Source organism: Pseudomonas sp. SDT291_1_S447 (assembly GCF_054070155.1).
Genome location: NZ_JBSVXS010000136.1, coordinates 1 through 13,280, shown reverse-complemented (window position 1 = coordinate 13,280; position 13,280 = coordinate 1). Strand labels below are relative to the sequence as shown.

General features: G+C 60.1%; 11 protein-coding genes and 1 pseudogene. 11 read left to right on the top strand and 1 reads right to left on the bottom strand.

Features of this window, described 5'->3' with window-relative positions; genetic code table 11:
- Window positions 1–92: pseudogene (locus ACW9IR_RS25660) on the bottom strand (DUF6124 family protein); the annotation flags it as partial.
- Window positions 93–714: 622 nt separating this feature from the next.
- Between ACW9IR_RS25660 and flhA the strand changes: the two are divergent.
- The 11 genes from flhA (at window position 715) to ACW9IR_RS25605 (ending at window position 13,223) form a co-directional block, all read left to right on the top strand.
- Complete coding sequence (gene flhA, locus ACW9IR_RS25655) at window positions 715–2,844, top strand: flagellar biosynthesis protein FlhA (protein ID WP_102900470.1); 2,130 nt, start codon at window positions 715–717, stop codon at window positions 2,842–2,844.
- A gap of 11 nt (window positions 2,845–2,855) precedes the next feature.
- Window positions 2,856–4,196 (top strand): flagellar biosynthesis protein FlhF, encoded by a 1,341-nt coding sequence (gene flhF, locus ACW9IR_RS25650; RefSeq protein WP_008077677.1) that lies wholly within the window; start codon window positions 2,856–2,858, stop codon window positions 4,194–4,196.
- A gap of 116 nt (window positions 4,197–4,312) precedes the next feature.
- Entirely contained in the window at window positions 4,313–5,143 is an 831-nt protein-coding gene (fleN, locus tag ACW9IR_RS25645) for a flagellar synthesis regulator FleN (RefSeq protein WP_003222917.1), read from the top strand.
- A complete protein-coding gene (gene fliA, locus ACW9IR_RS25640; protein ID WP_093439777.1) occupies window positions 5,140–5,880 on the top strand; it encodes an RNA polymerase sigma factor FliA in 741 nt (246 codons plus the stop codon). Before fleN ends, fliA begins: the two co-directional genes overlap by 4 nt.
- A 166-nt stretch (window positions 5,881–6,046) precedes the next feature.
- Window positions 6,047–6,418, top strand: a complete 372-nt coding sequence (locus ACW9IR_RS25635; protein ID WP_161986607.1) for a chemotaxis response regulator CheY — start codon at window positions 6,047–6,049, stop codon at window positions 6,416–6,418.
- Between the two features lie 18 nt (window positions 6,419–6,436).
- Window positions 6,437–7,225, top strand: coding sequence for a protein phosphatase CheZ (locus tag ACW9IR_RS25630; RefSeq protein ID WP_007920000.1), 789 nt, complete (start codon window positions 6,437–6,439; stop codon window positions 7,223–7,225).
- 54 nt (window positions 7,226–7,279) lie between these two features.
- Window positions 7,280–9,550: a chemotaxis protein CheA gene (locus tag ACW9IR_RS25625; protein WP_457465427.1), complete on the top strand. Its 2,271-nt coding sequence runs from the start codon at window positions 7,280–7,282 to the stop codon at window positions 9,548–9,550.
- A gap of 49 nt (window positions 9,551–9,599) precedes the next feature.
- The gene (locus ACW9IR_RS25620) at window positions 9,600–10,748 is read left to right on the top strand and encodes a protein-glutamate methylesterase/protein-glutamine glutaminase (RefSeq protein ID WP_038363876.1); all 1,149 of its coding nucleotides are present in this window, start codon (window positions 9,600–9,602) and stop codon (window positions 10,746–10,748) included.
- On the top strand, window positions 10,748–11,488 hold the full coding sequence (locus tag ACW9IR_RS25615) for a flagellar motor protein (protein ID WP_008077689.1): 741 nt from the start codon (window positions 10,748–10,750) through the stop codon (window positions 11,486–11,488). The genes ACW9IR_RS25620 and ACW9IR_RS25615 overlap by 1 nt, the downstream gene beginning before the upstream one ends.
- Before the next feature lie 12 nt (window positions 11,489–11,500).
- A complete protein-coding gene (gene motD / locus ACW9IR_RS25610) occupies window positions 11,501–12,391 on the top strand; it encodes a flagellar motor protein MotD (protein WP_034151519.1) in 891 nt (296 codons plus the stop codon).
- Window positions 12,392–12,434: 43 nt separating this feature from the next.
- On the top strand, window positions 12,435–13,223 hold the full coding sequence (locus tag ACW9IR_RS25605) for a ParA family protein (RefSeq protein WP_008077691.1): 789 nt from the start codon (window positions 12,435–12,437) through the stop codon (window positions 13,221–13,223).
- The last annotated feature ends 57 nt before the right edge of the window (window positions 13,224–13,280 follow it).

Below are 13,280 nucleotides of genomic sequence, written 5' to 3'. Positions count from 1 at the left end.
CGGTCGGCGGCTTCGTGGAGTTTTTTTGAATCGAGGGATTCGTAGGGGGAGGTGGGGTCGGTTTCGGGTGGGTTGGGTGTTGGTTTGATCATGGTGGAACTCCGTGGTTGATTTGGCCGCCACGGCTCATCGCTAAACAAGTAAAGGTGGCGGCTGTACGCAGGTTAGCGATCCGGGTCACAGAAACCCCGGGTAGACCCGAAGGTCTCCCACGCACAGCCACCATGACGCCAAGTGCAGATAGTCAAAGCTGCAATTGATACTGGGGATTGAGCGTCTGTAGGGCATCGGATCGCTAAACCCGATCGCTGATTCGTCAGCGACCAATCCACAATAGAACCCGACCCCAAGGCGCACAAGCCGGCGGATTCTGGCTTGGCTGTAGGCAATGGCGCAAGGATTTGTAGCCTCGAAGGCGTGTCTGCAGGTGTCTTTTAAACAGCATCGTTTAAATGAAGAAATTTGCGCCGAATATGAGGGCCCCTTCGCGAGCAGGCTCGCTCCCACATTTGGATTGCATTTCAATCTGACATTTGGAATGCGGTTCCCTGTGGGAGCGAGCCTGCTCGCGAAAGGGCCGGTTCAATCAGCGAAAATTCCTTGAACAAACCCCTCTATTTCATTCCCCTGCAAAAGTTGGAAAGCTTCTTGCAGTACCCGCCGTGAGCCCGCTCTGGGCGTCAAAAGTTTGCTTTAAAGGAACGGGGAAAACCGGTGGATCGCTCTCAGTTATTCAACACAGCTCGCTCGAATGTTGCCGACCTCAGTCGAGGCAATCTGGGCGTGCCGTTGTTGCTGCTGGTCATGTTGGCAATGATGATGTTGCCGATTCCGCCGTTCCTGCTCGACGTGTTCTTTACCTTCAACATCGCGCTGTCGATCGTCGTCCTGCTGGTCTGCGTGTATGCGCTGCGACCGCTGGATTTCGCCGTGTTCCCGACCATTCTGCTGGTCGCGACGTTGCTGCGGCTGGCGTTGAACGTGGCTTCGACGCGGGTGGTGATGCTCCACGGTCAGGATGGCCACGCCGCTGCTGGTAAGGTGATTCAGGCCTTCGGTGAGGTGGTGATCGGCGGTAACTACGTGGTCGGTATCGTGGTCTTCGCGATTTTGATGATCATCAACTTCGTCGTGGTGACCAAGGGTGCCGGGCGGATTTCCGAGGTGAGCGCGCGTTTCACCCTCGATGCGATGCCCGGCAAACAAATGGCGATCGACGCCGACCTCAACGCCGGTCTGATTGACCAGAACCAGGCCAAGGCGCGCCGTCAGGAAGTCGCCCAAGAGGCCGAGTTCTACGGTTCGATGGACGGTGCCAGCAAGTTCGTCCGTGGTGACGCCATCGCCGGCCTGCTGATTCTGTTCATCAACCTCATCGGCGGTATGGCCGTCGGTATCTTCCAGCACAACATGAGCTTCGGCGATGCAGGCAAGGTTTACGCCTTGCTGACTATCGGTGACGGTTTAGTGGCGCAATTGCCATCACTGTTGTTATCTACAGCAGCAGCGATCATGGTGACCCGTGCTTCCGGCTCGGAAGACATGGGCAAGCAAATCAATCGCCAGATGTTCGCCTCGCCGAAAGCGCTGGCGGTGGCGGCAGGGATGATGGCGGTCATGGGCCTGGTGCCGGGCATGCCGCACTTCTCGTTCCTGACCATGGCCGCGCTGGCCGCTGGTGGCGCGTACCTGTTCTGGAAGAAGCAGAACGTGGCCAAGGTCGTGGCGCTGGAAGAGGTCAAGCGTCAGCAGGAGCTGCTGCCGTCGCCGGCCCGCGCCATGGAAACCAAGGAGCTGGGCTGGGATGACGTGACGCCGATCGACATGATCGGCCTGGAAGTCGGTTATCGCCTGATCCCGCTGGTGGACCGCAATCAGGGCGGGCAATTGCTGGCGCGGATCAAGGGCGTGCGCAAGAAGCTCTCGCAGGATCTGGGCTTCCTGATGCCGACCGTGCACATCCGCGACAACCTCGATCTGGCGCCCAGCGCCTATCGACTGACGCTGATGGGCGTGATCCTCGCCGAAGCCGAGATCTATCCGGATCGCGAACTGGCGATCAACCCGGGCCAGGTCTACGGCACGCTCAACGGTATTAACGCCAAAGATCCGGCTTTCGGCCTGGAGGCGGTGTGGATCGAAATCAGCCAGCGGGCCCAGGCACAATCGCTCGGTTACACCGTGGTCGACGCCAGCACCGTGGTCGCCACGCACTTGAACCAGATTCTGTACAAGCACTCCAGTGAGCTGATCGGCCACGAAGAAGTGCAGCAACTCATGCAATTGCTGGCCAAAAGCTCGCCGAAACTGGCTGAAGAGTTGGTGCCGGGCGTGGTCACCTTGTCGCAGTTGCTCAAAGTGCTGCAAGCGTTGCTCGCCGAGCATGTGCCGGTGCGCGATATCCGCAGCATTGCCGAAGCCATCGCCAACAACGCCGCGAAGAGTCAAGATACCGCCGCGTTGGTCGCCGCTGTGCGCGTCGGCGTATCGCGCGCCATCGTCCAAAGCATTGTAGGCACTGAGTCGGAGCTGCCTGTGATCACCTTGGAACCAAGGTTGGAACAAATATTGCTCAATAGTCTGCAGAAGGCAGGACAAGGCTCGGAAGAGGGCGTTCTGCTGGAGCCAAGCATGGCCGAGAAGCTGCAGCGTTCGCTCATCGAAGCGGCGCAGCGTCAGGAAATGCAAGGTCAGCCGGTGATCCTTTTGGTCGCTGGCCCGATCCGCGCGATGCTCTCGCGCTTTGGCCGCCTCGCAGTCCCTGGATTGCATGTGCTGGCCTACCAGGAAATACCGGACAACAAGCAAGTGACCATCGTTGCGACAGTAGGGCCCAACGGCTGAGGTAGTGGTTTATGCAAGTTAAGCGTTTCTTTGCCGCCGATATGCGTCAGGCCATGAAGCTGGTTCGTGATGAGCTGGGCGCTGATGCCGCCATCATTGGCAACCGCCGCATTGCCGGCGGTGTCGAGCTGACGGCGGCACTGGATTACAAATTGTCGGCGCTGGCGCCACGGGTTCCGAACATGGAACTCGAAGACGAGCTGCGCAAGACCCAATCGCGCATCGTCACTGCCCAGGCCGAGTTGAGCCTGCGTGGCGAAGCCGATGGCAATAGCAACCGCCAGATCTTCGCCGGCCTGCCGTTGACCGCTGGCCTGCCGCTGACTGCCGCTGAACCGCTGAGCGAGCCGACTTACGCCGCCCCGGCGCGTCCGGCCCCGGCGCCTGCACAGTCCTCCGGCGGTGTTGATCCGCGCGCACTGGATTCGATGCGTTTTGAATTGAACAGCCTGCGCGAGCTGATGGAAGTTCAGCTCGGCACTCTGGCCTGGAATCAGCTGCAAGGCAGCCGCCCGGCGCAAGCCAACCTGTATCGCCGTCTGCAACGTATCGGTCTGTCCGGCCCGTTGTCGCGCGATCTGCTGGCGATGATCACTGATATCGAAGAACCCCGTCAGGCCTGGCGCATGTTGCTCGCGCACCTGGCGCGGATGATTGCCGTGCCGGAAGTCGAGCCGCTGGAAGAGGGCGGTGTCATCGCCATGGTCGGCCCTGCCGGCATGGGCAAGACCACTACACTCGCCAAGCTTGCCGCGCGTTATGTGCTGAAATACGGCGCGCAGAATGTCGCGCTGGTGAGCATGGACAGTTTCCGCATCGGCGCTCAGGAACAACTGAAGACGCTGGGCCGCATTCTCAATGTGCCGGTGACTCACGTCGATCCGGGCCAATCGCTGGTGCAGGCGCTGGATCCACTGCTGCGCAAACGCGTGGTATTGATTGATACTGCCGGCCTGCAAGCCAGTGATCCGGCGCTGCGCATGCAGCTGGAAAGTCTGGCCGGACGTGGCATTCGATCAAAAAATTATCTGGTCTTGGCAACCACCAGCCAGAAACAGGTTCTAACCGCCGCTTATCACAGTTACAAGCGTTGCGGGCTAGCCGGGTGCATCCTGACTAAACTGGATGAAACGGCCAGCCTTGGCGAAGTGTTGAGCCTGGCGATCAGTCATGAATTGCCGGTCGCGTACCTGACCGATGGCCCACGGATTCCGGATGATTTGCATCTGCCGCGCCGTCATCAACTGGTCAGCCGCGCCGTCAGCGTGCAAATGCAGGAAGAACCCAGCGAAGAAGCCATGGCTGACATGTTCGCTGATATCTATCACAGCCCGACCAAGCAGGTAGGCTGAGGTATTCATGAACAGTTTTTGTACCTACATCGATGGTCTGCCATGCATTGTTCCGGTTGTGAACGCGCAGCCAGTAATGTGGCCTCCGTCTATGCAAGACAAGGTAAAGAAATAACATGGGCAGCATGCATCCCGTACAGGTGATCGCGGTGACCGGCGGCAAAGGTGGCGTCGGCAAGACTAACGTGTCAGTGAACTTGTCGCTGGCGCTGGCAGAGCTTGGCCGTCGGGTCATGCTGCTGGACGCCGACCTCGGTCTGGCGAACGTTGACGTATTGTTGGGGCTGACCCCTAAACGCACGCTGGCCGACGTCATCGAAGGCCGTTGCGAGTTGCGCGACGTGCTGTTGCAAGGCCCCGGTGGCATCCGCATCGTCCCGGCCGCGTCCGGCACGCAAAGCATGGTGCACCTGAGCCCGGCGCAACACGCCGGTCTGATTCAGGCGTTCAGCGACATCGGCGACAATCTCGACGTACTGGTGATCGACACCGCTGCGGGTATTGGTGACTCGGTAGTCAGTTTTGTTCGCGCCGCGCAGGAAGTGTTGCTGGTGGTCTGCGACGAGCCAACCTCGATCACCGACGCTTACGCGCTGATCAAGTTGCTCAACCGCGATTACGGCATGAACCGCTTCCGCGTGCTGGCCAACATGGCGCAGAGCCCGCAGGAAGGGCGCAACCTGTTCGCCAAGTTGACCAAGGTCACGGATCGCTTCCTTGACGTCGCTCTACAATACGTCGGCGCCGTGCCTTACGACGAAAGCGTGCGTAAAGCGGTGCAGAAGCAGCGTGCGGTGTACGAAGCCTTTCCGCGTTCCAAGTGCGCACTGGCGTTCAAGGCGATCGCGCAGAAGGTCGACACCTGGCCGCTGCCCGCCAACCCGCGTGGCCACCTTGAGTTTTTCGTCGAGCGCCTCGTGCAGCAAACGGCAGGGCCCGTGCTATGACAGCAAGCGGTATGAACTACTACAAGAAGTCGGCACGTGACGCGCAGTACGAGTTGATCGAGCGTTACGCGCCACTGGTCAAGCGCATTGCCTACCACTTGCTGGCACGCTTGCCGGCGAGTGTGCAGGTCGAAGACCTGATCCAGGCCGGGATGATCGGCCTGCTCGAAGTCTCGACCAAATATGACGCCAGCAAAGGCGCCAGTTTCGAAACGTACGCGGGCATACGAATCCGCGGCGCGATGCTCGACGAAGTGCGCAAAGGGGACTGGGCGCCACGCTCGGTTCACCGCAATACCCGGATGGTCAGCGACGCAATTCGCTCAATTGAAGCTAAAACCGGCCGTGATGCTAAAGATCACGAGGTTGCGGCCGAACTCCAATTGAGTCTCGACGATTACTACGGGATTTTGAATGACACCTTGGGCAGTCGCCTGTTCAGTTTCGACGACCTGTTGCAGGACGGCGAACACGAAGGGCTGCACGAGGATGGCGCGAGTGCTCATATGGAGCCGTCACGCGATCTGGAAGATGAACGCTTCCAGGCGGCGCTGGCGGACGCGATTGCCAATTTGCCGGAGCGTGAGCGACTGGTGTTGGCGCTGTACTACGACGAAGAGCTGAACCTCAAGGAGATCGGTGAAGTCCTTGGCGTCAGTGAATCGCGGGTCAGCCAGTTACACAGCCAGTGCGCGGCCCGTTTGCGGGGGCGTTTGGGGGAGTGGCGAGCGCGCTGAAGGCAGTGTGGGGACACTGCGAACGAGGCTGGTGCGGTGATGAACGGCACCGGTCTTGCTCTGTTGTGCTCCAGACAGTCTTTGAGTGCTGCGCCGATTGATTGAAGTGGCGCGTCCAGGTGCTGGGCGCGTTTAAGACTGCTTGGAGGTCGAATTGAACAAAGACATGAAAATCCTCATCGTTGATGACTTCTCAACGATGCGGCGGATCATCAAGAACCTGCTGCGTGATCTTGGGTTCACCAACACCGTCGAGGCTGACGATGGCGTGACTGCCATTCCAGTGCTCAACAGCGGCAGCATCGACTTTCTGGTAACGGACTGGAACATGCCGGGCATGACCGGTATCGACCTGCTGCGCCACGTGCGTGCCGATGAAAAACTCAAGCACCTGCCAGTGCTGATGGTGACTGCAGAAGCCAAGCGCGAGCAGATCATCGAGGCCGCTCAGGCCGGTGTAAACGGCTACGTAGTCAAACCTTTCACGGCTCAGGCGTTGAAAGACAAAATCGAGAAGATTTTCGAACGCATCGGCTGATGAACGCGCGGGGGAGCTATGGAGCATAACGAATCTTCACAGGGCGATTTCGAGTCGACCCTGAAAAAACACGCGGTCGAACTGGTCGAGAGCCTTGAAAAAGGCAGGTTCGGCGACGCTGTGCAACTGATCCATGAGCTCAATCAGACCCGTGACCGTGGCCTGTATCAGGAAGTGGGCAAGCTCACACGTGAACTGCACAGTGCGATCGTCAACTTCCAGATCGACCCGAACATGCCGCAGGCCGAGGAAGTGTCGCAGATCACCGACGCCACCGAACGCCTGGGCTATGTGGTCAAGCTGACGGAAGCCGCGGCCAACCGCACCATGGATCTGGTGGAAAGCGCCACGCCGGTGGTCAACAGTCTGGCTGATGAAGCGCAGACCTTGAGTGCCGATTGGGGTCGCTTCATGCGTCGCGAGGTCGGGGCTGAAGAGTTCCGTGAACTGGCGCGCCGGGTCGACGGTTTTCTGTCACGCAGCAGCACGGACAACCGTGCGGTGTCGAGCAATCTCAACGACATCCTGCTGGCCCAGGATTACCAGGACCTGACCGGTCAGGTGATCAAGCGTGTGACCCAACTGGTCACCGAAGTCGAAAGCAATTTGCTCAAACTCGTGCTCATGGCCAGTCAGGTCGACCGCTTTGCGGGCATCGAACATGACCGCGCCGCGATGCTTGCAGAAAAAGATCCACAAAAACATCTCTCGCAGGGTGAAGGTCCGCAGATTCATGCCGATAAACGAGAAGACGTTGTGTCCGGTCAGGACGATGTGGACGATTTGTTATCCAGCCTCGGGTTCTAGAGTTTTGGAATTTTAGGTTTTTTGGGTTTTTAGACCTGTAGGAGCACCCCATTAATGAGCTTCGGCGCCGATGAAGAGATCCTTCAGGATTTCCTGGTTGAGGCCGGCGAGATTCTTGAGCAACTGTCCGAACAACTGGTCGAGCTGGAAAGCCGCCCGGATGACGCAGATCTGCTCAACGCAATTTTTCGCGGTTTCCACACTGTAAAAGGGGGCGCCGGCTTCCTTCAGCTCAATGAGCTGGTGGAGTGCTGTCACATCGCCGAAAACGTGTTCGACATCCTGCGCAAGGGTGAGCGTCGCGTTGATGCAGAACTGATGGACGTTGTCCTCGAAGCACTGGACGCGGTGAACAGCATGTTCACTGAGGTTCGTGAGCGTGCGCCGATCACCGCGGCCACCCCGGAACTGCTGGCCGCCCTGGCGCGTCTGGCCGAACCGCAATCGGCGGACGAAGCCCCGGCTTCGCCAGTGGCCGAGATGATCGAAGAGCTGGTCGTCGAAGGCGACGCATCGGGCGACATCACCGATAACGAATTTGAACAGCTGCTGGACTCGCTGAACGCCGTCAAGGCTGAAGCTGAAGCCCCGGCCGCTGCTGCACCTGCGCAAACGGCCAATGAAGCCGCGAGCGATGAAATCACCGATGCCGAGTTCGAGTCGTTGCTCGATCAACTGCACGGCAAAGGCCAGTTCGCGGTGGACGCGGTTGCACCAGCGGCGGCAGCCCCTGCGGCGCCGGCCAAGGGCGACAGCTCCGACATCACCGACGACGAATTCGAAGCCCTGCTCGATCAGTTGCATGGCAAGGGCAACTTTGCCGTGGACGCGCTGGAGTCGGCGATTGCTTCGGCACCTGCGCCGGCTGCTCCAGCGGCCGCCGCGGCCGGCAGCGATCTGATCAGCGATCACGAGTTCGAATCGCTGCTCGACGAATTGCACGGTAAAGGCAAGTTTTCCGAAGTCGGCACCGCCGCTGCTGGCAGTGCTTCGACCGTCGCCACGCCTGCCGCCAAGGCACCGGCCGCTGCTGCAGCGCCCAAGCCTGCCGCCAAGCCTGAGCCAAAAGCCGAAGCGCCAAAACCGGCTGCCGCTGCTGCCCCGGCTCCGGCCCGTGCGCCGGCAACACCGCCACCGGAAAAACCGGCAAGCGAAGCCGAAACCACCGTGCGCGTCGACACGGCACGTCTCGACGAAATCATGAACATGGTCGGCGAGCTGGTGCTGGTGCGTAACCGTCTGGTGCGCCTGGGTCTGAACAGCGGCGATGAAGCCATGCAAAAGGCCGTGTCGAACCTCGACGTGGTCACGGCTGACTTGCAGACCGCCGTCATGAAGACGCGGATGCAGCCGATCAAGAAGGTCTTCGGGCGCTTCCCGCGTCTGGTTCGCGACCTCGCGCGTCAACTCAAGAAAGAGATCAACCTGGAACTGGTGGGTGAAGAAACCGACCTCGACAAAAACCTTGTCGAGGCCCTGGCCGACCCGCTGGTCCACTTGGTGCGCAATGCCGTCGACCACGGCATCGAGTCGCCGGAAGAACGCGAAGCCTCGGGCAAGGCCCGTGGTGGTCGCGTGGTGCTGGCGGCCGAACAGGAAGGCGACCATATCCTGCTGTCGATTTCCGATGACGGCAAAGGCATGGACCCGAACGTCCTGCGCGCCATCGCGGTAAAACGCGGGGTGATGGACAAGGACGCGGCCGATCGCCTCAGCGATACCGAGTGCTACAACCTGATTTTCGCCCCGGGTTTCTCGACCAAGACCGAGATCTCCGACGTGTCCGGCCGCGGTGTCGGCATGGACGTGGTGAAGACCAAGATTTCCCAGCTCAACGGTTCGATCAACATCTACTCGACCAAGGGCCAGGGCTCGAAGATCGTCATCAAGGTGCCGCTGACCCTCGCGATCATGCCAACCCTGATGGTGATGCTCGGCAACCAGGCGTTTGCGTTCCCGTTGGTCAACGTCAACGAAATCTTCCACCTCGACCTGTCGACCACCAACGTCGTCGACGGCCAGGAAGTGGTGATCGTGCGGGACAAGGCGCTGCCATTGTTCTACCTCAAGCGCTGGCTGGTCAGCTCCGCCGCTCACGAAGAGCAGCGTGAAGGCCACGTGGTGATCCTTTCGGTGGGCACTCAGCGGATCGGCTTCGTCGTCGATCAACTGGTCGGTCAGGAAGAAGTGGTCATCAAGCCATTGGGCAAAATGCTGCAGGGCACTCCGGGCATGTCCGGCGCCACCATTACCGGTGACGGCCGCATCGCGCTGATTCTCGATGTTCCAAGCATGCTCAAGCGTTACGCCGCACGGCGTATTTGAATCCGGGGCGGCGGGGCGACAACGTCCCGCTGCACCTAATGGAGTGTTTATGGCAGTCAAAGTCCTGGTGGTGGACGATTCGGGTTTTTTCCGCCGCCGCGTCTCGGAAATTCTTTCAGCGGATCCGAGCATTCAGGTGGTCGGCACCGCCACCAACGGTAAAGAGGCGATCGATCAGGCGCTGGCACTCAAGCCGGACGTGATCACCATGGACTACGAGATGCCGATGATGGATGGCATCACGGCAGTGCGGCACATCATGCAGCGCTGCCCGACCCCGGTGTTGATGTTCTCCTCGCTGACCCACGAAGGCGCCCGGGTCACCCTCGATGCGCTGGACGCCGGCGCGGTGGATTTCCTGCCGAAGAATTTCGAAGACATCTCGCGCAATCCCGAGAAGGTCAAGCAATTGCTGTGCGAGAAGGTGCATAGCATCTCGCGCAGTAATCGTCGTTTCAGTGCTTATAGCGCACCGGCTCCAGCCGCAGCGCCAACGCCTGCACCGGCTCCGGCGCCATCCAGCTTCAGCAGCCACAGCACCAGCGCACCGGCACGTCCGGCACCCGCGCCTGTGCATGCACCTGCTCCAAGCCGTGCTCCGGCTGCCAGCGCTTCGTCGCCAGCGCCGAAACGCAAAGCCTACAAACTGGTTGCCATCGGTACGTCGACGGGCGGCCCGGTTGCCTTGCAGCGCGTGCTGACTCAGTTGCCAGCGAACTTTCCGGCGCCGATCGTGCTGATCCAGCACATGCCGGCAGCGTTCACCAAGGCGTTTGCCGAGCGTCTCGACAAGCTCTGCCGCATCAGCGTCAAGGAAGCCGAGGATGGCGACATCCTGCGTCCGGGCCTGGCGTTGCTCGCACCGGGTGGCAAGCAAATGATGATCGATGGCCGTGGCGCGGTGAAAATCCTCCCGGGCGACGAGCGTCTGAACTACAAGCCGTGCGTGGACATCACCTTCGGTTCGGCGGCGAAATCCTACGGCGACAAAGTTCTGGCGGTGGTGTTGACCGGCATGGGCGCCGACGGCCGTGAAGGCGCGCGTCTGCTCAAGCAGGGCGGCAGCGCCGTGTGGGCGCAGGATGAAGCCAGTTGTGTGATTTACGGCATGCCGATGGCTATCGTCAAAGCCGACCTCGCCGACGCGGTGTATAGCCTCGACGACATCGGCAAGCACATTGTCGAGGCGTGTATCTGATGGATGTTCTAAGCCTTATCGGGATCATCATGGCGTTCGTCGCCATCATCGGTGGTAACTACCTTGAGGGTGGTCACCTCGGTGCGCTGGCCAACGGCCCGGCGGCATTGATCGTACTGGGCGGCACCATCGGTGCCGCACTGCTGCAATCGCCGATGAGCGCGTTCAAACGCGCCATGCAGATTCTGGCGTGGATCTTCTTCCCGCCGCGTGTGGACTTGGCCGGCGGCATTGATCGCGTGGTCAACTGGAGCCTCACCGCACGCAAGGAAGGTCTGCTCGGTCTGGAAGGCGTGGCCGATGCCGAACCTGACAATTACTCGCGCAAAGGCCTGCAACTGTTGGTCGACGGTGCCGAGCCGGAAGCGATTCGCAGCATCCTCGAAGTGGATTTCTACACCCAGGAAGCCCGCGACATTGAAGCGGCGAAAGTCTTCGAAAGCATGGGCGGCTACGCGCCGACCATCGGCATCATCGGCGCGGTGATGGGCCTGATCCACGTGATGGGCAATCTTGCTGATCCGACTCAGTTGGGCAGCGGCATTGCTGTGGCTTTCGTCGCGACCATCTATGGTGTGGCCAGTGCCAACCTGATCCTGTTGCCGGTGGCAGCCAAATTGAAGTCAATCGCGTTGCGGCAGTCGCGTTATCGCGAAATGTTGTTGGAAGGCATTTTGTCGATCGCCGAAGGTGAAAACCCTCGCTCCATTGAGTTGAAGCTGCAAGGCTTCATGGATTAAGGGAATAACCTCATGGCACGTCGTCGCCACCAGGAAGAGCATGTAAACCACGAACGCTGGCTGGTTTCCTACGCTGACTTCATCACGTTGCTGTTCGCGTTCTTCGTGGTCATGTACTCGATTTCGTCGATCAACGAAGGCAAGTACAAAGAGATTTCCGAAGCGCTGGTCGGCGTCTTCAAGGACTCCGACCGCGCGCTCAAACCGATCCCGATCGGCGACGAGCGACCGAAAACCGTGACCCCGGCCAAGCCGCTGGTCAAGGACGCCGAGCAGATCGACGCCGGTATCGCCGGCGCCAGCGATCCGCTGAAAAGCATCGCCGATGACATCAGCGCTGCGTTCGGCGACTTGATCAGTTCCAACCAGATGACCGTGCGTGGCAACGAGCTGTGGGTCGAGATCGAACTCAACTCCAGCCTGTTGTTCGGCAGTGGCGATGCCATGCCGAGCGACATTGCCTTCAACATCATCGACAAGGTTGCAGCGATTCTGAAACCGTTCGACAACCCGATTCACGTCGAAGGCTTCACCGACGATCAACCGATCCGCACCGCGCAGTACCCGACCAACTGGGAACTGTCCTCGGCGCGGTCGGCGAGCATCGTGCGCATGCTGGCCATGCAGGGCGTGAACCCTGGCCGATTGGCATCGGTGGGTTACGGCGAGTTTCAACCGGTGGCCAACAACGCTACCGCTGAAGGCCGGGGGAAAAACCGCCGGGTGGTTCTGGTGGTTTCGCGCAATCTCGATGTACGTCGCAGCCTCACGGGCACCGGGACCGCCAATGCGCAACCGGACGCTGCATTGAAGCGGGCTGGCACACAAACTGCACCGACCCCGGTCAAGACGCCGGGACGCGAGAGTGCCGTCAATTCTCCGTCACCCGCATTAACACGCTGAGCTATGTCTCGGTCGAGCATATCGGCCGGGAGGAACGAACTGAATGAGAGTCTGGGCAGTCGCCAATCAAAAGGGTGGTGTCGGTAAAACCACATCTTCCATCGCTTTAGCCGGATTGCTGGCCGAGGCGGGCAAGCGCGTGGTTGTGGTCGATCTCGACCCGCACGGCTCGATGACCAGCTATTTCGGCTACGACCCCGACAGCCTGGAACACAGCAACTACGACCTGTTTCTGCACAAGGGCAGCGTGCCGCAAGGCCTGCCGGGGCAGTTGCTGTTGTCGACCAGCGACGAACGCATTTCCCTGCTACCGTCGAGCACCGCATTGGCGACCCTTGAGCGTCAGTCGCCGGGGCAGAGTGGTCTGGGTCTGGTGATCGCCAAGAGTCTGGCGCAGTTGTGGCAGGACTTTGATTACGCGGTGATCGACAGCCCGCCGTTGCTCGGCGTGCTGATGGTCAACGCCCTCGCGGCGAGCCAGCAACTGGTGATCCCGGTGCAAACCGAGCATCTGGCCGTCAAAGGTCTGGAGCGCATGGTCAACACCCTGGCGATGATCAACCGCTCGCGCAAACAGGCGTTGCCGTTCAGCATCGTGCCGACCCTGTTCGATCGCCGTACGCAGGCATCGATGCATACCTTGCGCGTGCTGCGCGACAAATTCCCCGACGAGATCTGGCAGGGTTACATCCCGGTCGATACCCGTCTGCGCGACGCCAGCCGGGCCGGTGTCACGCCTTCGCAATTCGACGGCAAGAGCCGTGGCGTGCTGGCGTATCGCGCGCTGCTCAAGCATCTGTTGGCGCAACAACTTGTTCCGCAGGTGGCTTGAATGATTTTGACCTCTGTAGGAGCTGCCGCAGGCTGCGATCTTTTGATCTTGCTTTGT